Genomic DNA, 22,262 nt, shown 5'->3' with positions numbered 1-22,262 from the left:
CTTCAAAAGAAGAGGCCGCTCTCGCGGCCTCTTCTCTGGATATTCAGCGATTAATTGTCTTCGGGGCCTTCGTCCTCGGGCCGATCGCCGTTCATATCCTGATCTTCAGGGCGTTCGTCCTGGCGTTCCTGGTCCTGACGCTGATTCTGTTGCTGCCGGTTTCCGGGAAACTGGCGTTCCTGCTGCTGATCCTCGCCGGGGCGGCCGGTTTCTAGCCCGGGATTTTGCTGATCGCGGTTGTCGGTACCCATCGCAACTCTCCTCTCGAACATGAGTTCTTCAAAACGAGTGGAGGAATGCGGCGTTCCTATTGTGTCGCGCCCGAAGCAACTTTGCCGGCTTGTCGCCGACTTTCGATAAATGTCCCCAACAGCCTCAGCTTGACTCGGATCATAAGTGAGAAAGTAATTCCGCAGGGTGCCGGTTTCGCGTTTGAAATAACGTCGACCGGCCACGGCCAGCACTTTCAGCGCGACACTGCACGGCAGGCTATCGGGTCGAAGAGGATAAGGGTGCTATGGTGGACTGGGCGCGGCCTCAGGCTGCGAGCGCTTCAATCAAAGCCTGGACGCGATCGATACGCTGCTCTTCTGGAATGGCTTCGGCCAGAAGAAAGCGGTCCATCTTTCGGGTCAGGCCGATGGCGGCGGTGTCGCCCCTGAAGTCGCGCCGCGGGGTAATGGCGATTGCCGCAGGCCCCGCGTCGATACGCGCGATACGCGCCGATCGGGCCGCCAGGCGCACACGCGCATGCACCATCAACCGCTCCGCGGAGGCCGGCAGGGGGCCAAAGCGGTCGATCAATTCTTCTTCAAAGGCATCAAGGCCCGCCTCGCTTTCGAGCCGGGCGAGCCGAACATAGAGCGCAAGGCGCGCATCGGGCTCCGGAATCCAGCTTTCCGGCAGGCAGCCGCTTGCTCCCAGATTGAGTTCGGGCGACCAGCGTTCGATCGTCTCGCCTCGCGCAGCGCGCAGCGCGAGGCCCAGCAGATGTTGGTAAAGATCCACGCCGATCAGTTTGATGTGGCCGGCCTGGCTTTCTCCCAGAAGCTCGCCACCACCCCGCATGTCGAGATCGCTGGCGCTGATGTCGAACCCGGCACCCAAGCGGTCGAAGGCTGCCAGCGTCCTGAGGCGTTTCATCGTGCGCTCAGCGATCCTGTCTTCGCCAGCCGTCAGCAAGATGACCTGACCGCGGCGATTGCCGCGGCCGACACGACCCCGCAACTGATGCAGTTGCGCCAGACCGAAACGGTCCGCGTTCCAGATGATCATGGTGTTGGCGCGCGGAACGTCGAGCCCCGCCTCGATGATGTTCGTTGCAAGAAGGACGTCTCCGTCGCCCTGCGCGAAACCCACCATGACCGCATCGATATCGGAGGTGGCCATCTTGCCATGCGCCGCGACGATGCCGAGTTCCGGCACGATGCGCCCCAGCCTTTCCGCCAGCTTCGCCATGTCCTCGATCCGGGGAACGACGAGGAAGCTTTGCCCGCCTCGCCCTTTTTCCCGCAGAAGAGCGGTTCGGATTCGGCCGTCGTCGGGTTGGTCCAGACTTGTCCGGATCGGCTGACGCCGCGCTGGCGGGGTCGCAATGATCGAAATCTGCTGGAGTCCGATCAGCGCCGATTGCAACGTGCGAGGAATGGGCGTGGCGCTCAAGGTCAGCAGATGCATGTCACCGGACCCTCGCATTCGAGCCTTATCCGCTGCGCCGAAGCGCTGTTCCTCGTCGATTACGATGAGTCCTGGCCGCGCATAGCGCACGCTTCCGGCCATCACGGCTCCGGTGCCGATGACGATCCCGATCGAGCCATCGGCAAGTCCGGCTTTCACGGCCTTCTTCTCGGCCGCGCTGGACAGTCGCGAAAGCCCGGCCACAGTGATGCCGAATGCTTCGAAACGCGTCCGGAAGCTTGCGAGGTGCTGTTGGACGAGCACCGTGGTCGGTGCCGCGATGACGACCTGATATCCGGCGAGGGCGGTTAGCGCCGCAGCACGCATCGCGATCTCTGTCTTGCCATATCCGACGTCGCCGACAACCAGCCGGTCCATCGGCTTGCCCCGCGCAAGATCGTCGCACACGGCGGTGATGGCTCGTGCCTGGTCCGCGGTTTCGTTGAAGGGGAAGCCGCTTACAAACCGCTCATAAGCGGCCGGATCCGGATCGATGACGGGTGCAACAAGGCGCTCGCGCGCTTCGGCCAGTGCTGCAAGATCTGCGGCGCTTTCCGCAATTGCTGCGTCGATCGCATCGCGTCGTTTCCGCCACGTCGAGCCGTCAAGTTTGTCCAGCGTCACGGCGTCCGTGTCGGCGCCGTAGCGCCAGATCCGGTCGGCCTCGTCGGACGCGGTCAGGCGCCTCCCCCCGCCTGCGAATTCGAGCGCGATCATCTCACGAGATTCATCACCCGACGGCGCGGGCTCGAGGCCTGCGACGATCGCGACACCATGATCCTCATGGACGACCACATCGCCAATGCGGATGTCGCCGTCACCAGACCATCCAGTTGAGACAACCGCATCCGTCCCGTTTATGAGTGCCCGGCTCCCGAGCAGGTCGGCCGCCGCAACGAAGAGCCGGTCATCATCAACGAAACCGCGATCGGCGGGCATTTGGATACTGGCTGCCTCACCCGGGACGAGGGCCTGGATATCCTGCCAACTTTCAAGAAGCGGGAGATCACTGGAAAGGCGCTTGCCGAGCCGCCCACGCAGGAAGCGAAGGTCGCGTTCGCTCCCGGCTAGGACGAAGGCCCGTCCTTTATCCATCAGGGGTTTCGCGAACCGGTAAAGGGCGGCGAGCGGCGAGGGCGATTCTGCGAAGCGAGGGACGGCCGAGAAGCGTTCATCAGGTCGAACCAGCCGCCAGCCGGACAGGGCGGTCTCCCAGGCTGCCTGGCCGATCGCGTCTACCTCACGGCGACCACGAGCGGCGTCGGTGGCAAGCTGGATGAAACGCCGTCGGCGATCGTCAGCCTTAGGGGATAATGCAAGGCGGGCGCTCCCGAGGTGCGCGAGAATCGACGTCGCGCGCTCGAGTGGCGGTTCCGCGGCGCGACCTATTTCGAGCGCCTCAAGCTCGCCGATGCTGCGTTGGGTGACGGGATCGTATGAGCGTATCGCGACGATCCTCTGGTCTGCGATATCGATCCGCGCCGGCAGGCCCGCGTCTGCCGGAAAGATATCTATGACATCCCCACGGAGAGCCATTTCGCCCGGCTCATCGACACGGTCGTCGGCGACGTAGCCGATTTCCGCCAGCAGGCTAGTGACTTCTCCGGCCTCGATGCTCTCCCCGACCGTCCAACGGGGCAGCGCGCGCCCGAAGGCCTCGGGCGGGGGATAGCGCCGGGCGGCCGCTTCGCCGCTCAGAATGCAGGCGAGGCGGCTTCGGCCGACGGATTGCTGATGCATCCGCAACGCGCGAAGGACGGCAACGCGAGCACCGACATTGGCCGGCGAAGCGGGCGCGCTGTCGCCGGGAAGAGCATCGCTCGAGGGCAGGAAAAAGACTGCCGCATCTGGGCAAAGCGCCTTCAGCGCTGCGGCCAGCGCCTCGGCCTGCTGGTCATCGTCGGCGAGCCAGACGATATTCTCCTCTTGAAGATGCCCGGCGATCCGTGTCGCAGTGAATGCGATGCTGGTCATACGCGATCCCCGGGGCAAGCGGTGATCTGGGCCGGCCAGTTTCCGGCCGCAAGTTCTGGCAGCTCCTGGAAAGCCTCTTCCTCGATATTCAGGCGGAACCGGTCCTGTCGGAATGCGACCTGATCGCGGGGCACGGCGCGCAGCACCTCATCGATGCCGCCGACACCCCCCGAGGCGACGACCACATAGCTCACACATCCTGTCGCGCATTCGATCAGTCCCTCGACGGTCGTGCCGAGAACCTTGCCGTGAACATCCTCGACCGACATGCCGGCAAGGCATGTTGCAGGAAAGAGGGTGGGGGCGGCTGAGCGCGCGCTTTTCCGGGCCGCGGACTGGCCGCCATCTTCATAGGCACGCTGTCGCCCAAGCCACCGCCAGATGCCGACGCCGTTGACCAGTGTCAGGAAGGCATTCGTCGCAAGGAGGTTGGGCTGATCACTCGTCAGCCCGACGATCGACCAGCCGACCGACCCCACGGTAAACACCACAAATCCCCAGCCGGTCACGCGGGCGCCAAGATTGGCTGCCGTCATCATCGCTGCGATCATCGTCGCGATTGGCGCGACCCATCCAGCCATCGTCTCCAGCGTATTTTCCTTCCAGTGGGGTGGAGTTTAGAGGCTTCGGGAGCCAAGGCGGGGCGTCACCTCTCGTTGCCCCCCCGGATCAAACCGACCCGCTCAACTTGTCCGTCATCTCCGATCGTCCACGGTGCCAGGAAATTCGGAACGGCGGCGTTGCGACGACTGCGATCCCGATCATGCGCCATCGACGGGATGCGACCTCAGGATCGAGCTCGGCTCTCGTGAAGAGCTCACCGCCCTTTGCGGGTCGACCAACGATCAGGACAGCGCGTCTGGCCCGACGTAGCGGCTATATTCGTCCGCGTAGCGCTTCGTGAGCTTCGCCTGGTCCGCCGCGGAAGACGTTTCCTTCAGGTCAAGGAACCAGTTGCCTTCTTCTGCATAGATGTGGTGCGCCACCGCTCCTTCGATATGTTCGAGCTTGGCGATAAAATCCTTGCTCATGGGATCGAGCTTCTCCAGCTGGGCCATCTGGATCTTGACCATCGCTTGCTCTTTATAGCCGGCGGTGGCGTGAGCCCTCTCCCCGTCGGCGGCCAGGACCGGATAGATGGCGGCTTCCTCCGCGATCGCGTGACCGGTCAAAATAATTCCAAGCTGTCGGAGAGCGGCTGTCCGGGCTGCGGCGCTGGTTGCGGTTTTCACCTCGAGGAATGCATCCTCAATGTCCATATGATGCTGGAGGATCTGGTCCAGCCAGTCTCCAGGCATTGCGGCGGCGGTCGCCTTCTTTCGTGCCTCGTAGCGCGCTTCATCGCTTTCCGGAGGCGTGACAGCGGCTATCAATCGATCGATGACGGACATGAACTTTCTCCCGCGGGCGGCAAGCAGATTGCTACGGTTGTTCCAAAAACCGGCGCTTGCGAGTGGCGTTCCGTGGGGTCTGATGAAATCAACATGGATCAGTACGAATCTATCGGGCGGGCTCTTCGCGGCCAGTCACGGTTGCCGAAAGGCACCTGTCGCCACCCGTCGTGGCCGGACAATCATGTGGGACGCTTGCGTCGAGCAATGCGACCCCAGCCATTCCGCAGTTCATCGACCTGAAAAAGTCGGTCAAGGATCGTTAGTCGCGTCATTGTCGTTCAACTGCACTCGGGCGATGGCGGCCGCGGAGATCAGACTGTTTCCGGTTTGCGTTGCCGCATCGGCCGTCATGGTCACCGCGACGCCATCCGGACCATCGAGAATGACGACGCCGTCTTCGGCGTTCGCTACACCGGGGTCGCGTTGCGGCTGCGGAACGGAGATGAGTTCGGTCATGGTATTGGCCCTGAAGTGGAGGAGGCGGCCTCGAACCGCGGGTCGTCGATATAGAGATAGGCAGGATCGAACTGACCGCGCGCCTTGAGGCCTTCAGGGGCGAGGATTTCGACAAGGGAGGAGCGAAACACGCATAGTCGTTCGTCGCGCAACTGGCGCATGACGCGGTTCACATGCACATTGGTCAAGCCACAAATCTCGGCCAGATCGGTCTGGGTGAGCCCGAGGGCGAAGCGGCGGCCATCGCTGAGCCCGGCCGCGACGAGCCGGGCATTGGTCTCGCAAAGGAAATGAGCCACGCGCCCGACCGCATCGAGGCGCCCGAGACGGAAGAGCCACGCACGATGGATCGCAGCATCGATCAACGTCGCGAACCAGAGCTTGCGGGTGAGCGCTGGCAAGTCGCGGGTGATGGCGTCGAGTTCGGCGTGCGGCACCGTCGCCACCGTCGCCGCTGTCATCGTCGCGACGTCATGATCGAGAAGCTTCAAGGGATAAGCGTGGAGATCGACGAAGTCGCCGGGAACGTGGACGGCGACAAGCTGTCGCAGCCCATTCAGGTCGTCGATATAGCGGGACATGATGCCTTCGACGAGCAAGGTGCTCTGGCTTAAAGGCTCGCCGGCCCGGACGATCGTGGTGCGGGGGGTAAGCGTTCGCACCTTGCGGATCCCGGTTTCCAGCCTTTGACGTTCCGCGGCCGTCAGGCTGACACCCTTCTTGTCTCGCAGGAACCGATCAAAAAACATCGCTGACCACCTCCATCGGCCGGCATGCATCTGCGCGGTCACCCTGTGCCTTCTCTTAACAAGGGAGTTCGCAGTCAGTTGCGATGGCACGGTCCGCAATCGTGATGACACAGGTTAATTTCCGGAGGGTGCCAGCAACTTCGGCGCGTCCAACGGGTTCAATTTTCAAACCGCATGCCCGGCGTTGAGATCACTCGATCCGGAAAACCCCACGTCGGCATGCGACCAGCAAGCACCCAAATCTCAGCGACAAGGATCACAGAATGGCCAGGAAGCCCGTAGCGTCCCAAGCAGCCTCCAAATCCTGTGCGACGCCCGCGACACCCGACGTGGCAGGCGGGGACAAAGGTGGAGAATCTTCGGCCAAGCGATCGCCGGTTCCGGACGATGCAGATCTCGCGCCGTCTTTTGGGGAGGCACAGGGCGAGGGTGGCGAGACCCACCAGATTGCCCGGAGCGACGTCGCCGCGCTCACGACCCAGCAGGGGATCCCGGTCGCGGACGACCAGAACAGCCTGCGACAGGGCGAGCGCGGGCCGACACTGCTCGAGGATTTTCACTTTCGCGAAAAGATCTTCCATTTCGACCATGAACGCATTCCCGAGCGCGTGGTCCACGCCCGCGGCTACGGCGCGCACGGCTTTTTCGAGCTGACCGATAGTCTTGCCGACGTGAGCCGGGCCGACATCTTCCAGCGTGTCGGCGAGCGCACGCCAGCCTTCGTGCGCTTCTCGACCGTCGCCGGAGCCAAGGGCTCGTTCGATCTGGCTCGCGACGTGCGCGGCTTTGCCGTCAAGCTTTACACCCAGGAGGGAAACTGGGATCTCGTCGGTAACAATATCCCGGTCTTCTTCATCCAGGACGCGCTCAAGTTCCCTGACCTGGTCCATTCGGTAAAGCCCGCGCCGGATCGCGAATTCCCGCAGGCGGCGTCCGCCCATGACAATTTCTGGGATTTCGTGAGCCTTACGCCCGAGAGTTTCCACATGATCATGTGGACCATGTCCGACCGGGCGATCCCGCGTTCGTTCCGGACGATGGAAGGGTTCGGCGTCCACACATTCCGGTTGATCGATGCCGAAGGCCAATCGACCTTCGTCAAGTTTCACTGGAAGCCCAAACAAGGGCTCCAGTCGGTCGTCTGGAACGAAGCGGTCAAGATCAACGGCGCCGACCCGGACTTCCACCGCCGCGACCTTTGGGACGCGATCAACGCCGGCGACTTTCCCGAGTGGGAGCTCGGCGTTCAACTGTTCGACGACGCCTTTGCCGACAGCTTCGATTTCGATGTTCTGGACGCCACCAAGCTCATCCCTGAGGAACTGGTCCCGGTTCGCATCGTCGGCCGGCTGGTTCTCGATCGCGTCGTCGACAATTTCTTCGCGGAAACCGAGCAGGTCGCCTTCTGCACGCAGAACGTCCCCCCCGGCGTGGATTTCTCGAACGATCCGTTGCTCCAGGGGCGCAATTTTTCCTATCTCGACACCCAGATCAAACGTCTGGGTGGCCCCAACTTCACCCACATCCCGATCAATGCGCCCAAATGTCCGATGGCCCATTTCCAGCAGGACGGGCATATGGCGATGCGCAACCCGAGGGGGCGTGCCAACTATGAACCCAATAGCTGGGGGCCGACCGAGGGCGGCCCCCGTGAAGATCCGGTGCGCGGCTTTTCAAGCTACGCGGAGACCGCGGACGGTCCCAAACAGCGCGTAAGGGCGGCAAGCTTCGCAGATCATTACAGCCAGGCGCGGCAGTTCTTCACAAGCCAGACGGCGATCGAACAAAAGCATATCGGCGATGCGCTGGTGTTCGAGCTCTCGAAGGTGGAACGTCTGGACATCCGCTCGCGCGTTGTTTCGCATCTGCTCAACATCGATGCATCGCTCGCGGCAAAAGTTGCAGATGGCCTGGGCCTCAGCCTGCCCGACCCGGCGGCAGCGGCAAGGCCGACCGTCACTAATCTACCGCCGTCCGACAAGCTCAGCATCATCAAGAATGGACCCGAGAGCTTCAAGGGGCGCAAGCTCGGCATCTTGCTGACCAACGGGGCGGAGGCAGCGATGTTCCAGGCGCTGACGGCGGCGGTGGAAGCGGAAGGGGCTGTTTATGAGGTCGTGGCGCCCCAGATCGGCGGCGTGACGCTCTCGGACGGTTCGACGGTCGCAGCAAAGCACAAGATCGATGGCGGGCCGTCGGTACTCTTCGATGCCGTCGCGATCCTCGTTTCGGCCGAGGGCGCGGCTTTGCTATCGCGCGACGCGGCTGCCAAGGACTTTGTCACGGACGCGTTCGCGCATTGCAAATTTATCGGCATCGCCGCTGAAGCGGAGGCGATCTTTGCCAAATCGGGCATCGCCGAGGAGCTTGACGAGGCCTGTCTGCCGCTCGGCCGACCGGCGGATGCCAAGACCTTCATTGTAGCATGCCGTTCGCTCCGTCATTGGCCCCGGGAGCTGGCGGTCGATCTCGATGCGCAGCCCGTGCCCTGAGTTGGTGACCTAACGGAGGAGAGGCGCGTTCCCGGCCAGGTCGTTGCGGATCGTGGTCGCGGCAACGCCGCCTTCGCCCATCGCATGGCTGATCTGGTCGAGACCGAGGACGACGTCGCCCGCGGCATAGAGACCAGGTACATTGGTGCGCTGATGCGCGTCGACGATCAGGCAGCCTTGTTCGGAAAGCCCGGCGCCGAGCGCTTCGGCGAGTTCGGAGCGGATATCCGAGCCAAGCGCGGGATACAGCGTGTCGAAAACGGCGGGAGCCCCATCGACTTCGAGTTCGATGCTGTCGCTCCCGACCCTGATGGCGCCACATCGCCCGGCAACGTCGATGTGACACTCGCCAAGGGCTGCGCGCTGCTCCGCACTGAGCTCATGTTCATTACCCGGCGCAATGAGCGTGACATCAGCCGTATAGCTCCTCAGGAACCGTGCTTCGGCAACGCCTCTATCGCCCGTCCCTAGAACGGCCACCCGTAGATCAGTCACCTCATAGCCGTCGCAAATCGGGCAATATCTGATAAGACCCGCTTCGACCCCCCGGTCATGGCTCTCCGCGTCGAGCATCTGCGGCCGCCGGTTGGCGACGCCGGTGGCGAGCAGGACCGTTTTCGATCGTAGAGACGTGTGGACCGACGCGGCGAAGAAGCCGCCTTCCGTCCTGCCAAGCGCGGTGACCGTGCCCTCGCGGAGGTCCGCACCATAGAGCCGTGCCTGGCAGCGCATTCGCTCGAGCAGGTCGCGGCCCGAAATTCCCTCGGGAAAGCCGGCATGGTTGCGCGTCATCGGAATCTGCGCGGCACGACTGAGACCGCTGTCGACGACAGTCACGGCAAGGTGGAAGCGAGCGAGGTAGATCGCAGCGGTAAGGCCTGCGGGGCCCCCGCCAACGATCAGGCAATCGCGTTCGGCCACGTCGCCTGATTCTGTCATTCGCGAGCATCCTGATTGGCAAAGGGGTGCGGTGCGTCATGGCTACCGCACCCGGACGAAAAGCCTATTTGCTGGCCTGAGCCATCAATTCCGCTTTGCGCGCCGCCAGTTTTGCGCCGAGCGCCTTCAAATCCAGGTAGCTGTCGCGGCACTCGGGGAACATCTCGCTTTCCTCCTCCTCGACATGATGATTGATATATTCACCCAGGACGAGAACCTTGGCGTCAAACAGCCGGTCTCCGGCCGTCATCGCTTCGATCTCGGAGATAAGCTGCTTGGCGGAGGCGTGTTCCACCTCAGCTTCGTCGAGAAGATCGTCATCGTCGATCGCCTCGCGCGCCGCAGGATAGAAAATTTCCTCCTCGATCCGGGCGTGGACCGTCAGCGCGAGGCAAATCTTGTCAGCCAGCACCTGTTTATCTGAGTCCTTCTCGAGCTTCTCATATTGCTGGAACCACGACTTCACTTCCTTATGATCATCTTTGAGGAGCTTGATGGCGTCGGCGGGCTTGGCCGCGGCGCGCTCGGTCTTGCGTGCGGCTTTGGAGGCCGGCTTTGCCTTCGTCGGGCGCGTTGCGGTCTGGGTAGCGGCCATCCTCATTCTCCAATTGCTGCTCGCCCGGCGATGGGCGCCGAATGTGAGGAGGAAACGCCTTGGCGGCCAGGGAAGACCCGCAATCGGTCTTCAAATTAACTTCGGTCAGTACGATTTGCAGTCACGCGGATGACCTGTTGCATCTGCGGCGGACGCCTTTGCGGACGGGCAGCGGCTAATTGCGGGGTTTGCTGTTGCCACTACGGCCGAAAAACTGGCGCAAATCGATTGAAGGGTTCCCGTCCAATTTTCCGTGGATTGCCCAGACATTCATAATTTTGTGTATCTGCAGTCTGTCCTGTTCGCTGGGGACTATTAAACGCAGAGCGAATTTAAAAAGCCGCTCTCATCTCGGTGGAGGAAACCATCGGATGCCTCGGCCACCACCGCCCAATCGGCTCGACTCTCGACGTAGGTTGAACGCTCCTGCGCATCGGTTCATGATCATCTGCGAGCAGTATGCGACGTTGGCGAGAGACTGTTGTGCCATCTGACGCGTCACGTCTTAGCCTTGCGTGGTGATTGCCGTCGCTTCGCCTGCCCACGATCGGTCCTCGTCGTCGGGGCAATATGCACCCCCAATGCTGAGAGAATGCTCGCCGTGCCATGCATCGCCAATCGGGGTAAGTCCGGACCCGCGGGTTCCTGACGCCCTAACTATGAGAGAGGATCAGGCGACTGGCTACGCCGACAAACCCGCCATTCAGAGCGCGATTTCGTCTCCCCGATACCTTCCTTTCATTCATCTTCTTGAGCGTGGCGGGTTTCGGGTGGCGTCTTGACCGAGGGGAGGGTCGGCTTGGTCGGGGGAAGCGGACGTGTTAATCTTACGCTGCTGGACGGAACCGCTCTCCAGTGACGTTCGCAGCCGCTTATGGTCGCCTTATCATCGCCTGCGCCCCCCGACTTGGGATCACAAGCAACGGCATGGAGATTGAGTTCAAGAATTACTCCATCACTGCGCCAGACTTGGCGCTTGGGCTTTGCCGAGGCCAAGGCGTTTTGTGACTTGAACCGACACCGGAATGCCAGCTCGCCTTTGATGTTGAACGACGTGCGTTCTGTTGGGTTGATTGATCTGCACGTCTCATCCTTCACCCACACCCGATATATGTTGATGGGAGGGCAGGCGGCATCAGGCTCCGATCCGATGCAGCTATCATCGAAGCGAATGGCGGTTACCGCCATGCTGATTTCATCCGCAGTCGGCCCCGCTGCTTCGCGCTGATCGGCCATCACCGACGAACCCAGATCGACAAGCAGCATCATCGCGGAAAGGCTCAGCATGGCTCAAGAAAATCATAGACCCGGATTGTCTGCAATGTCGGCGTGTCCTGACAGGCAGGATTTTTCCAACCGTGCGGGCGCTTACGGCGGAAACGGTCGGGGGAATCAGACATCGCTCGATCTACGTGGGCGGTAACCCTGAAGCGTAGTCCAAGCCGGCTCCGTTTCGAACAACGATATTCGAAAAGCCCACGCCGCGCACATGATCGTGGAGAATGCCGCCCGGAACCCGTGTGGCACATGATGGCCATGATAACCTGCACGATTGAGGAGATAGCCGATCGCGTTCTCGCTCATCGGGCGGTGGGGGAACCGGGTGCATGGAAACAGGAGGTCGCCCCAGCCCGTCAGCGGCCATAGCGCACGGAGGACGGCCATCGCCTGCAACGTAATAGGCACGAGATGATCGCCGCCTGATTCAGTCTTGCGTTCTATGTCGCCTTTCATGCGGGCCGCGGGGATCCGCCAATGTGGCAGCTTGCCATTGAGATCCTTGAATTCGTCCCAACGCGCGCCCCGCAGTTCATTCGGCCGCACGGCAGTCAGCGCGAGCAGGCGTAAGGCCAGGCGCGTGATCGGACGGGCATGATCCTCCTCTGCGTCCTTGATCATTATCCGGAGGCGATCGAGATCGGTGATTGCTGGCTGGCGCCCTTTCCTGATCGGCTTAAGCACAATGGCCAGCTTTTCGGCAGGGTCGCTCGTCGCCATGCCCTTGGCGATCGCGAACGCAAAGACGGCCGAGATCCTTTGGCGAACGCGCTTCGCCGATTCGATGGCACCGCGATTCTCGATCGCCTCGAGTACCTTGAGGATGCTGGGAGGGTTCAGTTCCCCCACCGGCAGCTTGCCGATCTTCGGGAACACATCGCGTTCGAGGCTCCTGAGCACATCCGCGGCATGGACCTTCGCCCATTGTCCCCTGGTTCGCTCGTGCCATTCTCGCGCGGCGCGTTCGAAGGTGTAGCGACTGGCTTCGAGGTTCGTGGCGATCGTGAGCTTCCTGACGACCATCGGGTCACGTCCCGCGTCCAGCAGATCTCGGGCCTCGTCCCGCTTCAGGCGGGCAGCGGCTAGCGTCACCATCGGAAAGATTCCGAGCGCCATGGACTTCTCCATGCCGTCATATCTGTAGCTCCAGCGCCACAACTTGGATCCGTTCGGGGTGACGAGCAGATAGAGGCGAAAGCTGTCAGTGAGTTTGTAGGCCTTGGGGCGCGGCTTGGCCGTGCGCACTTTTTGATCGGTCAACAACGTCTGTCTCCGGTACCACCATTTCAGGGTGCCGGTACCCACGCTCCGTACCACCAGTCACAATTTTACGTGCGGAGGGCTACGGACGGTACCGGCCCGCAAAGCCTTGCTTTTCTATCGAAAAACACCAGATCGGTGGACTGTTGTGGAGGGCTCCGGAGGAGCCTCTGGCGGAGAGGGTGGGATCCGAACAGAAACGTCAAAACACTGAGCTTCGACGATAATTTTCAGTCAAATCCGACCGGTACCACGACTAGCACATTGGAAAAATTTCACTTCAAAAATCAATGCGTTGTAGCCTCACTACGATAGACGGGGTAGCAGTCGAATTCAACGAATATCTATTCGTTTTTGCTGTGAAAATCGGCACTCCGCGAAGTGGGCTCTTCCGCGATTGGGATTTTCACCGCCTTCGTCGACATGCGATGCAGTTTGATCTTCCTCGGCTCCACCATTTCCCTTTGATTTCATCGAGTTTTTTTGACGAAGAGCCTTGCGTCCTAACTTGAGCTGCGAGCCAGCGGCCCATTTGATTCGCAAAACTTGGCGAAGCGCCCGCACCGACGTCCAAACGCTCTGCTCGTAACCGCTGAAGAGCGTTCAAGCGTGCGGACGACCTCATCTGATTTCCGATTCCTCGACCACGGAGCGGCTCTCGCGTGTGCCGCGCATCCGCGAAGCGTGGTCATCCGGACTGGCGCTGATGATCACATGGTCCTCATTGACGTCGAGAAGCGTGCCCGCAAAGGGGAAATCACTCAGGCTACCGGTCACCCGATAACTGACGACGTCACCGACCTTGAACGTTGCAGGATCGAAGTTGAACGCAAACGGACAGGATTCGCCCATCGACTGCATTGTCATTTCCTCGCCATGGCCGCGTTCGTCTCACGGCGGTAATGCCATGATTACCAGCTCTGTAACGGCAATAAAGGGATTGTGAGAGATAGCACATCGTATGGGCGAATTGTGATGGGCATCTGATAAGGGGGGCTCGGCCGCGAACGAACTCAAACTGGGCCGGACTGACGTCGGCCTAATTGAGTTGTGGCCGTGCCGCGCGGGGCGCCCAGAGGCGCCCCGATAATGTCAGGCGGCTTCGTCGACCTTCACTTGACCGCGGAACAAATGAAGTAGTGGCTCGGTATAGCCGCTCGGCTGCGTCACCCCTTCAAACACGAGCGCCCGCGCCGCCTGGAAGGCGACGCTGATATCCTCGTGCCCTGCCATCGGGCGGTAGGCCGGGTCAGTTGCGTTCTGGCCGTCGACCTTGGCGGCCATGCGCGACAATGCACCGTCCACATCCTGAGGCGTTGCGACGCCATGGAGCAGCCAATTGGCCATGTGTTGCGATGAGATGCGCAGCGTCGCGCGATCCTCCATCAAGCCGACGTCGTGAATGTCGGGCACCTTCGAGCAGCCGACGCCCTGATCCACCCAGCGCACGACATAGCCGAGTATGCCCTGTGCGTTGTTGTCCAGTTCCTCGGCCACCTCGTCGGGATGCCAGTTGCGGCCAGCGGCGACGGGAACCGTCAAAAGTCGATCGAGGGACGCCACCGGCTCGGCGGCGCGCTCGGCCTGGCGCGCGAACACGTCCACCTCATGATAATGCGTGGCATGGAGCGTCGCCGCGGTGGGTGATGGCACCCAGGCGGTGTTGGCGCCTGTGCGCGGATGGGCGATCTTCTGTTCGAGCATGTCGGCCATCCGATCGGGCATCGCCCACATCCCCTTGCCGATCTGCGCCCTGCCGCTCAACCCGCAGGCAAGGCCGATCTGGACGTTGCGATCCTCATAGGCCTTGATCCAGTCGGCATTCTTCATATCGGCCTTGCGCACCATCGGGCCGGCGCGCATCGCGGTGTGAATCTCGTCCCCCGTGCGATCGAGGAAGCCGGTGTTGATGAAGACGATCCGTTCGCGCACGGCATGGATGCAGGCAGCGAGATTGGCGGAGGTGCGCCGCTCCTCGTCCATCACGCCGACCTTGATGGTATGGCGTGCGAGACTGAGCAGATCCTCCACCGCATCGAAAAGCCGGTTGGTGAAGCCGGCCTCGTCGGGGCCGTGCATCTTCGGCTTCACGATATAGATGGAACCCGCCCGGCTGTTGCCGAAGCTGCCCAGCTTCTTGATGTCATGCATCGCGGCGAGGCTCGTCACGATCGCATCAAGAATGCCTTCGGGCGCTTGCGTGCCATCGGGCAGGCGGATCGCCGGCGTCGTCATCAGATGACCGACATTGCGGACGAAGAGCAGACTGCGGCCCGGCAGCACGAGCTCCGAGCCGTCGGTCGCGACATAATGGCGGTCGGCATCGAGTGAGCGGGTCATCACCCGGCCGCCCTTCTCGAAGCTCGCGCTGAGATCGCCCTTCATCAGCCCCAGCCAATTGGCATAAGCGGCGACCTTGTCCTCGGCATCGACCGCCGCGATCGAATCTTCAAGATCGCAGATCGTCGTCAGCGCGGATTCGAGGATGATGTCGGCAAGGCCCGTCGGATCGTCGCGCCCGATCGGATGGGCGCGATCAATCACCAGTTCGATATGCAGGCCATTGTGCCGGAGCAGGAGGTTGCTGCCCACGCGGCCGACCAATTGCGTGGGATCGGCGAGCGCGGGATCACCGCCCGTCCAGTCGGCCCATGAGCCCGCCGCGAGCGGTGCGGCCCGGTCGAGGAAGGTCTTGGCCCAGGCGATCACCTGCGCACCGCGCGTCGGATCATACCCCTTGCCGGCCGGCGTGCCCGGGATGGCGTCGGTGCCGTAGAGCGCATCATAGAGGCTGCCCCAGCGTGCATTGGCGGCATTGAGCAGGAAGCGCGCATTGAGCACGGGAACGACAAGTTGAGGGCCGGCGAGCCGTGCGACTTCGTCATCGACATTCGTCGAGCTGATCGCGAACGGGGCCGGCTCGTCGACCAGATAGCCGATCTCGCGCAGGAATGCCTCGTCGACAGGTGCGCCGGCCTCATAGCGGGCATCAATCTGTGCCTGCATGTCGTCGCGGATGGCGAGCAGGGCGCGGTTCTCGGGTGTGAAGCGCGCGAAGATGTCGGCCATGCCTTGCCAAAAGCGGGCGGTGTCGACGCCCGTTTCCGACAGGGCCTGTTCCTCGATGAACGCTGCAAGCGGGTTTGCAACCTTTAGGCCGGCCCGATCGGTGTATTTGGTGTCGCTCATCTCGATCCTCATGCCTGCGCGTTGAGGCCGGCCGCGGTGATCCCCGCCAGCGCGCATGCCTCGTCATTGTCCGAAGTGTCGCCGGTGATGCCGACCGCGCCGATGGCCAAGCCAGCATCGTCCACGACGATCACGCCGCCAGCCGCCGGCAGGACGCCATGGGGAGCAATCGGCCCGAGCGCTGCGACGAAGGTCGGTCGGTCGGCCGCCATGTCGCCGATCTTCCGCGACGAGACGCCGAGGCCGAGCGCGCCGCCCGCCTTGGCGCAGGCGATCTGCGGGCGCAGCGTCGAGGCACCGTCCTGACGCTGGAAGGCAAGCAGATGTCCGCCGGCATCGAGGACGGCGATGCTGAGCGGTTTGAGGCCGAGTTCGCTGCCCTTGGCGAAGCCGGCAGCGATGATCCTGTTGGCCTGATCGAGCGTGATCCGGGTCAAGCGATGTTCCTTTCCTGAGAATGTGTGAGAGCGTGGGGGCAGGGGCCTCCCGTCGCCCAGTCGATAAGCTCTATGGTGTGGACGACCGGAACAGCGGCGCGCTGGCCGATCTGCATGGCGCAGCCGATATTGCCGGTAGCGATGATGTCGGCGTCGAGCCTTGCGAGATTGGCGACCTTCCGATCACCGAGCTGGCCCGCAATCTCCGGCTGCAGGATATTGTAGGTGCCGGCCGAGCCGCAGCAGAGATGCGCTTCCTGTGGCGTGCGGACCGTATATCCTGCTGCCTCCAGCAGCTTGCGAGGCGCATCGGTCACCTTCTGGCCGTGCTGCAGAGAGCAGGCTGCATGATAGGCTACGGTAAGTCCGCGCGGGTGAGTGGCCGGCAGTTCGGCACCGATCAGCACCTCGCTCACATCCTTTGCCAGTGCGGAGATGCGCGCTGCCTTCTCCGCATAAGCGGGATCGTCGCGCAGCATGAAGCCATAATCCTTGATGGTCGTGCCGCAGCCGGAAGTGGTGATGACGATCGCGGCCAGCCCGTCCTTCTCGATCTCGGATGTCCATGCGTCCACGTTGCGCCGCGCGGCGGCGAGGCTGGCGGCATCCTTGCCCATATGGTGGACCAGCGCGCCGCAGCAGCCTTCTCCGCGGGCGAACACCACGTCGAAGCCAGCGCGATTGAGAACGCGGACGGTCGCGTCGCGGATTTCGGGGCGCAGCACGGGCTCTGCACAGCCTTGAAGTAACGCCACGCGGCTACGCGATCGCGGGACTGGAGCCGGCTTTGTCACTGGTTTCGGCAGGGCATGGTCGGGTGCCAGCGCGAGCATCGCAGCCAGCGGCCTTAATGCCGCGATCCGATCCACAATCGGCGTGGCCGGCTTGGCCAGTCGTGCCAGGCCGAGTGCGAAGCGAAAGCGCCCTGGATAAGGCAGCACGGCGGCCAGCAGTGCGCGAAACAGTCGGTCGCGCCACGGCCGGCGATAACGTTCCTCGATATAGGCCCGCGCATGATCGACGAGGTGCATATAGTTCACGCCCGACGGGCAGGTCGTCATGCAGGACAGGCAGGACAGGCAGCGATCGATATGCTTGACCACTTCCGCCGTCGGCTCGCGCTCATTCTCGAGCATGTCCTTCATCAGATAGATGCGGCCGCGCGGGGAGTCGAGTTCATCGCCGAGCAGGACATAAGTGGGGCAGGTGGCGGTGCAGAAGCCGCAATGGACGCATTTGCGGATCACCGCCTCCGATGCGGCCATGGCGGGATCGGCAAGCAGAGCGGGCGGGAAGTTGGTCTGCATGGCTTAGAAGCGCCCCGTCTCGAAAACGCCTGCGGGATCGAAGGCGCGCCGCACGCGGGCTTCGAGCGCGGCGACACCGGCGGGCTGCGGATGGAATGCGGGGACGGTGGCACGGATCGCTTCGGGCGCCCGCACCAGCGCAGCATGCCCGCCGGCACCGGCGGCTGCGGCACGAACGATCTCGGGATCTGCATTCGCAGTTAGCCAGATCAGCCCGCCCGCCCAATCGAGCAGCCATTGCGCGCCGAGCGGACGAAGCGCCGCGATGACGGCGAGGCTCGCGCTGGGCGCGACGCTGATCCGCCACAAGAGGCCATCCGCCGGCAATGGTGCCAGCGTCCTGAGCTCGTCCCAGAGGCCCTCGGCCTCGACTTGGTCGAGCGGCGTGACCCTGCCAATCGGTGCGAGCAGCGCTTCGAGCATCGCCGCACGGGCGCCAACCGACGGGCCGAAACCCTGAATGCGGAAGGCGGTCAGTGAGCCACCGTCGCGGACATGTTCGGGCACATGCGCGGCGGCGGCAATCTCGGTCGGTGATCCCATGGCTGCCGCCATCGCCTTCACCGCCTGGGCATCGTCGAGCCCCTCGATCACCCGCGTCGTGCGGACGCGCGGGCGCGGCAGCACCTTGAGCGTGAGCTCGGTCATCGCGAACAGCCGGCCCCAGCTTCCCGCGGCGAGCTTGGGCAGATCATAGCCGGTGACGTTCTTGACCACCTTCGCGCCCGCCACGAAGGACTCGCCACGCCCGGAAACCGCCCGGAAGCCGAGCAGATGATCGCGCGCGCTGCCGTGCGACACACGCTGCGATCCCGCCACGCCTGCCGCGACGATACCGCCGATCGTGGCGGCTCCATTGGGCTCACCATAGATCGGCCCATGGTCAAAGGGTTCGAAGGCGAGCATCTGGTTCTGCGAAGACACCAACGCTTCCACCTCGGCGAGCGGCGTTCCCGCGCGGACCGTCAGCACCAGCTCGGCCGGATCATAATCGACAATGCCCGTGAAGCCGCGCAGCGACAGCAAGCGAGCATCGACCGGCGCACCGAATCCCGCCTTGCTGCCGCCGCCAGTGATCGACAGCCGGTCGCCATCGCGGCCCGCGTCTGCGATCGCATCGGCGATCTCGTCCTCGCGCGTGGGAAGGATTTGCTGGTCATTCATCAGAAGCGCGGCAGATCGGGGAAAGGCACCTGACCGCGGTGGACGTGCATGCGGCCGAGTTCCGCGCAGCGGTGAAGCTCGGGGAACATCTTGCCAGGATTGAGCAGCAGTTCGGGGTCGAAGGCGCATTTCACGCGCTGTTGTTGCTTGAGGTCCGTCTCGGTGAACATCTCGGGCATCAGGTCGCGCTTCTCGACACCCACGCCATGTTCGCCGCTCAGCACGCCGCCGACCTTGACGCACAGCCGCAGGATGTCGTTGCCGAATGCCTCCGCGCGTTCGAGTTCGCCGGGCACATTGGCGTCGTAGAGGATCAGCGGATGGAGATTGCCGTCGCCGGCGTGGAAGACGTTGGCGACGCCGAGGCCGTATTGGCTCGACAATTCCTCCATCCGTTCGAGCACCTCTGGCAGGCGACGGCGCGGGATCGTGCCGTCCATGCAATAATAGTCCGGCGCGAGCCGGCCGACCGCCGGAAAGGCCGCCTTGCGGCCGGCCCAGAAGGCGATCCTTTCCTCTTCGCTGGTCGAGATACGCACCGAGACCGCGCCATTGGCAAAGGCGATCCGTTCGACCTCGTCGAGCAGATGCGCGCATTCCGCCTCGACGCCATCAAGTTCGACGATCAGCAGCGCTTCAACGTCCAGCGGATAGCCGACATTGACGAAGGCTTCGGCCGCGTGGATCGCGGGGCGGTCCATCATCTCCATGCCCGCCGGAATGATACCGGCGGCGATCGTATCGGCCACGCACTGCCCGGCGCCCTCGACGGTGGTAAAGCCGATCAGCAAGGCGCGCGCCGTCTCCGGCTTGGGCAGGATACGAACGGTGACTTCGGTGACGACGCCGAGCAGCCCTTCGGACCCGACGACCACGCCCAGTAGATCGAGCCCGGCGGGATCGAGCTGGCGCCCGCCGATCCGCAGCACCTCGCCATCCATCAGCACGATCTCGCAGCCCAGCACATTGTTGGTGGTGAGGCCGTATTTTAGGCAGTGCACCCCGCCCGAATTTTCCGCGACATTGCCGCCGATCGAGCAGGCGATCTGGCTGGACGGATCGGGGGCATAATAGAAACCGCGATCCTCCACCGCTCGCGTGATGGCGAGATTGGTGACGCCCGGCTGCACCACCGCGATGCGGTCGTCATAGTCGATTTCGAGCACGCGGTTGAACTTGGCGAGGCCAAGCAGCACGCCGTCGGCAAGCGGCAGTGCGCCGCCCGACAGCGATGTACCCGAACCGCGCGGCACCACCTTCACCCGGTTTGCGTGGCACCAGGCGAGGACCGCCGACACCTGCGCGGTGGTTTCCGGCAGGACGACCACCATCGGCGGCTGGCGATAGGCGGTAAGCCCGTCGGACTCATAGGGGCGCAGGCCGTCGGGATGGTCGATCACGCCTTCGCCGGGCACGATCTGCCGGAGCGCGGCGACGATCTCCGCGCGGCGCCCCAGCGTGGCCTGGTCCGGTTCCGGCATGGTCAGCGACACGACGTGTCTTCCTTCGCGCGATACTCGTTCGGCGACACTATAGAACCGGCTTGACTGGCGCAGTAGATTAGAAAGAGTTCAATCACTCTTTCTTCCAGGGAAAAGATCGTGGACCCGGACTATGCCTTGTTCGCCAGGGTCGTCGAGACCGGCAGCCTTTCCGCTGCGGGGCGGGCGATGCTCATTTCGCCGGCGATGGTGTCGAAGCGGCTGGCTCGGCTGGAGGCGCGGCTTGGTGTACGGCTGATCCATCGCACGACCCGCAGGCTGGCGCTGACCGACGCCGGCGAGCGTTTTCATGCCGACGTCATCGCCATCCTGCAGTCGATCCGCGAAGCCGAGGACAGGATCACCGGCGTCCAACGCGAGGCCGCGGGGCCGTTGCGGGTTTCCGCGCCGACCTCGTTCGGACGGCTGCATGTCGCGCCCCGGCTCGGCGCATTCCTGGCCGAATATCCGCGGATAGAGCTGGAACTCAATCTGTCCGATTCCTATGTCGATCTGCTTTCTGAACGGGTGGATCTGGCGATCCGGATCACGGCCCACGTTCCGGCTACGCTGGAGGCGCACCGGCTCGCGACAAACAGGCGTGTGCTCTGCGCCAGCCCGGCCTATCTGGCCGCAAGAGGCGAGCCAGGCGACCTCGCCGCGCTCAACGGTCATCATCTGCTCGCGGCGTCGGGGCAGATGCCGTGGCGGCTGGTCAATGAGCGGCAGCGTCGAACGGTGGATGGTCGCAGCCATGTCCGCACCAATTCCAGCGAGATCGTTCGCGAGCTTGCGATCGCAGGCGTCGGCATCGCGCTTCGATCCTTGTGGGATGTCGGCGATGCCTTGGCGGATGGGCGGCTGGTGCAGGTGCTGCCCGACTGGGAGGGGCCTGACGATCTCGGCATCTATGCCGTTCATCCGCGCGCCCCCAATCGGCCTCCGGGGATCGACGCGTTCATTGCTTTCCTCAAGTGCTCGTTCGATCGAGCTGACTGGCAGCGGATCGGATGAGGAGCGACTGACGCCGTTGAGCGGCCCTTTAGAGTGCGGTCCGCAATCGTGTCCGCAATCGTGAAGGCGATCCGCTCCTCACCTTTTGTCGCCTGGAGAAATCGCTGCATGGCGCCCTTAGCGTCTCGATAGGAATTGGCGCTGGTTTGACCGCGAGGTGCGCGCGGCTCGCCGTTACCGTGCCAATCTCGTGGATCAATCGAATGTACGCTATTCAGTCAATCTTGAACGATCATTCCAATATGCTATCTATCTCATATGGTACGACCCAAGGAATTCGACGTGGATGCTGCCGTTCGGGCTGCGGTGGCGGTGTTTCGAGAACACGGTTTCGAGGGCACCTCCGCGCAGATGCTTGTCAGTGCGATGGGCATCGGCAGACAGAGTTTGTACGATACGTTCGGCGACAAATGGGGCATCTACCTCGCAGCGGTAAAGCAGTATTCGCAGGGCGAGTTGCGCACCCATGCCGGGATGCTGATGAGCCGCCAGCGGGCCGTCGAGGGGATCCGTGCGATGCTCGATCGGGTGGCGGGCGAGGCGCATCATGCCTGTCTCGGAGTGAGTTCGACGGTTGAGTTCGGCTGTTCAAGGCCCGACCTGGTGAAGGCGCGGGAAGCTTCAAGTGCGGTCTTGGTTCATGCGATCAAGGAGGTGCTCGCCAAAGCGAAAGAAGAGGGCGATGTGTCGGCCGACCTCGATCTCGATCAACTTACGACCTTCCTGATCGCGAGCATCTCCAGCATCCGGCTGGCCGCGCGAGGTGGCGCCGGTTCGGATCACGTCTCCGGCCTGGTCGATCTAGCGATGAGGGCGTTACGCTAATTTTTTTACTTGATTTTGGAACGATCATTCA

19 protein-coding genes are annotated in these 22,262 nt (G+C 62.9%); 3 read left to right on the top strand and 16 right to left on the bottom strand.

From position 1 onward, the window contains the following. Positions 1-50 precede the first annotated feature (50 nt). From ACFB49_RS13355 to ACFB49_RS13330, 6 genes are all read right to left on the bottom strand, one after another. Positions 51-251 (bottom strand): hypothetical protein, encoded by a 201-nt coding sequence (locus tag ACFB49_RS13355; RefSeq protein ID WP_380871713.1) that lies wholly within the window; start codon positions 249-251, stop codon positions 51-53. A 286-nt stretch (positions 252-537) separates the two neighbouring features. Next, the gene (locus ACFB49_RS13350) at positions 538-3,651 is read right to left on the bottom strand and encodes a TRCF domain-containing protein (RefSeq protein ID WP_380871712.1); all 3,114 of its coding nucleotides are present in this window, start codon (positions 3,649-3,651) and stop codon (positions 538-540) included. Then, entirely contained in the window at positions 3,648-4,202 is a 555-nt protein-coding gene (locus ACFB49_RS13345; RefSeq protein ID WP_380879958.1) for a PRC-barrel domain-containing protein, read from the bottom strand. Before ACFB49_RS13345 ends, ACFB49_RS13350 begins: the two co-directional genes overlap by 4 nt. 294 nt (positions 4,203-4,496) lie before the next feature. After that, on the bottom strand, positions 4,497-5,042 hold the full coding sequence (locus ACFB49_RS13340) for a hemerythrin domain-containing protein (protein ID WP_380871711.1): 546 nt from the start codon (positions 5,040-5,042) through the stop codon (positions 4,497-4,499). A 252-nt stretch (positions 5,043-5,294) separates the two neighbouring features. Further along, a complete protein-coding gene (locus ACFB49_RS13335; RefSeq protein WP_380871709.1) occupies positions 5,295-5,501 on the bottom strand; it encodes a hypothetical protein in 207 nt (68 codons plus the stop codon). Next, complete coding sequence (locus ACFB49_RS13330) at positions 5,498-6,250, bottom strand: Crp/Fnr family transcriptional regulator (RefSeq protein WP_380871708.1); 753 nt, start codon at positions 6,248-6,250, stop codon at positions 5,498-5,500. The genes ACFB49_RS13335 and ACFB49_RS13330 overlap by 4 nt, the downstream gene beginning before the upstream one ends. A 263-nt stretch (positions 6,251-6,513) precedes the next feature. On the opposite strand from ACFB49_RS13330, the gene ACFB49_RS13325 reads away from it, so the two are divergent. Beyond that, the gene (locus ACFB49_RS13325; RefSeq protein WP_380871706.1) at positions 6,514-8,742 is read left to right on the top strand and encodes a catalase; all 2,229 of its coding nucleotides are present in this window, start codon (positions 6,514-6,516) and stop codon (positions 8,740-8,742) included. 9 nt (positions 8,743-8,751) lie between these two features. Here ACFB49_RS13325 and ACFB49_RS13320 read toward each other — a convergent pair whose 3' ends face one another. The 10 genes from ACFB49_RS13320 to ACFB49_RS13275 all read right to left on the bottom strand — a co-directional run bounded on the left by ACFB49_RS13320 (position 8,752) and on the right by ACFB49_RS13275 (position 20,404). Continuing rightward, entirely contained in the window at positions 8,752-9,681 is a 930-nt protein-coding gene (locus tag ACFB49_RS13320) for an NAD(P)/FAD-dependent oxidoreductase (protein WP_380871705.1), read from the bottom strand. A gap of 64 nt (positions 9,682-9,745) precedes the next feature. Next, positions 9,746-10,276 carry a hemerythrin domain-containing protein gene (locus ACFB49_RS13315; protein ID WP_380871704.1) on the bottom strand — a complete coding sequence of 177 codons (531 nt, stop codon included), beginning with the start codon at positions 10,274-10,276 and terminating at the stop codon, positions 9,746-9,748. 738 nt (positions 10,277-11,014) lie between these two features. After that, positions 11,015-11,563, bottom strand: coding sequence for a hypothetical protein (locus tag ACFB49_RS13310; RefSeq protein ID WP_380871703.1), 549 nt, complete (start codon positions 11,561-11,563; stop codon positions 11,015-11,017). A gap of 105 nt (positions 11,564-11,668) precedes the next feature. Next, positions 11,669-12,859, bottom strand: coding sequence for a tyrosine-type recombinase/integrase (locus ACFB49_RS13305; RefSeq protein WP_380871702.1), 1,191 nt, complete (start codon positions 12,857-12,859; stop codon positions 11,669-11,671). A gap of 576 nt (positions 12,860-13,435) precedes the next feature. After that, on the bottom strand, positions 13,436-13,675 hold the full coding sequence (locus ACFB49_RS13300) for a hypothetical protein (protein WP_380871701.1): 240 nt from the start codon (positions 13,673-13,675) through the stop codon (positions 13,436-13,438). Positions 13,676-13,906: 231 nt separating this feature from the next. Continuing rightward, positions 13,907-16,003 carry a malate synthase G gene (locus tag ACFB49_RS13295; RefSeq protein WP_380871700.1) on the bottom strand — a complete coding sequence of 699 codons (2,097 nt, stop codon included), beginning with the start codon at positions 16,001-16,003 and terminating at the stop codon, positions 13,907-13,909. An 8-nt stretch (positions 16,004-16,011) separates the two neighbouring features. Next, positions 16,012-16,440 carry a heme-binding protein gene (locus tag ACFB49_RS13290; RefSeq protein ID WP_380871699.1) on the bottom strand — a complete coding sequence of 143 codons (429 nt, stop codon included), beginning with the start codon at positions 16,438-16,440 and terminating at the stop codon, positions 16,012-16,014. After that, the gene (gene glcF / locus ACFB49_RS13285) at positions 16,437-17,747 is read right to left on the bottom strand and encodes a glycolate oxidase subunit GlcF (RefSeq protein WP_380871698.1); all 1,311 of its coding nucleotides are present in this window, start codon (positions 17,745-17,747) and stop codon (positions 16,437-16,439) included. Before glcF ends, ACFB49_RS13290 begins: the two co-directional genes overlap by 4 nt. A 3-nt stretch (positions 17,748-17,750) precedes the next feature. Next, positions 17,751-18,911, bottom strand: coding sequence for a glycolate oxidase subunit GlcE (gene glcE, locus ACFB49_RS13280; protein ID WP_380871697.1), 1,161 nt, complete (start codon positions 18,909-18,911; stop codon positions 17,751-17,753). Next, positions 18,911-20,404: an FAD-linked oxidase C-terminal domain-containing protein gene (locus ACFB49_RS13275; protein WP_380871696.1), complete on the bottom strand. Its 1,494-nt coding sequence runs from the start codon at positions 20,402-20,404 to the stop codon at positions 18,911-18,913. The genes glcE and ACFB49_RS13275 overlap by 1 nt, the downstream gene beginning before the upstream one ends. Positions 20,405-20,512: 108 nt before the next feature. Between ACFB49_RS13275 and ACFB49_RS13270 the strand changes: the two genes are divergently transcribed. Together ACFB49_RS13270 and ACFB49_RS13265 are read left to right on the top strand one after the other, a co-directional pair. Next, positions 20,513-21,406, top strand: a complete 894-nt coding sequence (locus ACFB49_RS13270) for a LysR family transcriptional regulator (protein ID WP_380871695.1) — start codon at positions 20,513-20,515, stop codon at positions 21,404-21,406. Positions 21,407-21,688: 282 nt separating this feature from the next. After that, positions 21,689-22,231 (top strand): TetR/AcrR family transcriptional regulator, encoded by a 543-nt coding sequence (locus tag ACFB49_RS13265; RefSeq protein WP_380871694.1) that lies wholly within the window; start codon positions 21,689-21,691, stop codon positions 22,229-22,231. Positions 22,232-22,262: the final 31 nt, after the last annotated feature.

Origin of the sequence: Sphingomonas sp. DBB INV C78, assembly GCF_042693015.1 — a bacterium.
In the GTDB taxonomy this organism is placed as follows: domain Bacteria; phylum Pseudomonadota; class Alphaproteobacteria; order Sphingomonadales; family Sphingomonadaceae; genus Sphingomonas_E.
Note: the sequence above shows the minus strand (reverse complement) of the source record. Positions and strands in the feature narration are given on the sequence as shown.

Excerpts from the sequence above, each read along its gene's own strand:
- ACFB49_RS13355 (WP_380871713.1), bottom strand. The coding sequence starts at position 251 with ATGGGTACCGACAACCGCGATCAGCAAAATCCCGGGCTAGAAACCGGC.
- ACFB49_RS13350 (WP_380871712.1), bottom strand. The coding sequence starts at position 3,651 with ATGACCAGCATCGCATTCACTGCGACACGGATCGCCGGGCATCTTCAA.
- ACFB49_RS13345 (WP_380879958.1), bottom strand. The coding sequence starts at position 4,202 with ATGATCGCAGCGATGATGACGGCAGCCAATCTTGGCGCCCGCGTGACC.
- ACFB49_RS13340 (WP_380871711.1), bottom strand. The coding sequence starts at position 5,042 with ATGTCCGTCATCGATCGATTGATAGCCGCTGTCACGCCTCCGGAAAGC.
- ACFB49_RS13335 (WP_380871709.1), bottom strand. The coding sequence starts at position 5,501 with ATGACCGAACTCATCTCCGTTCCGCAGCCGCAACGCGACCCCGGTGTA.
- ACFB49_RS13330 (WP_380871708.1), bottom strand. The coding sequence starts at position 6,250 with ATGTTTTTTGATCGGTTCCTGCGAGACAAGAAGGGTGTCAGCCTGACG.
- ACFB49_RS13325 (WP_380871706.1), top strand. The coding sequence starts at position 6,514 with ATGGCCAGGAAGCCCGTAGCGTCCCAAGCAGCCTCCAAATCCTGTGCG.
- ACFB49_RS13320 (WP_380871705.1), bottom strand. The coding sequence starts at position 9,681 with ATGACAGAATCAGGCGACGTGGCCGAACGCGATTGCCTGATCGTTGGC.
- ACFB49_RS13315 (WP_380871704.1), bottom strand. The coding sequence starts at position 10,276 with ATGGCCGCTACCCAGACCGCAACGCGCCCGACGAAGGCAAAGCCGGCC.
- ACFB49_RS13310 (WP_380871703.1), bottom strand. The coding sequence starts at position 11,563 with ATGCTGAGCCTTTCCGCGATGATGCTGCTTGTCGATCTGGGTTCGTCG.
- ACFB49_RS13300 (WP_380871701.1), bottom strand. The coding sequence starts at position 13,675 with ATGCAGTCGATGGGCGAATCCTGTCCGTTTGCGTTCAACTTCGATCCT.
- ACFB49_RS13295 (WP_380871700.1), bottom strand. The coding sequence starts at position 16,003 with ATGAGCGACACCAAATACACCGATCGGGCCGGCCTAAAGGTTGCAAAC.
- glcF (WP_380871698.1), bottom strand. The coding sequence starts at position 17,747 with ATGCAGACCAACTTCCCGCCCGCTCTGCTTGCCGATCCCGCCATGGCC.
- glcE (WP_380871697.1), bottom strand. The coding sequence starts at position 18,911 with ATGAATGACCAGCAAATCCTTCCCACGCGCGAGGACGAGATCGCCGAT.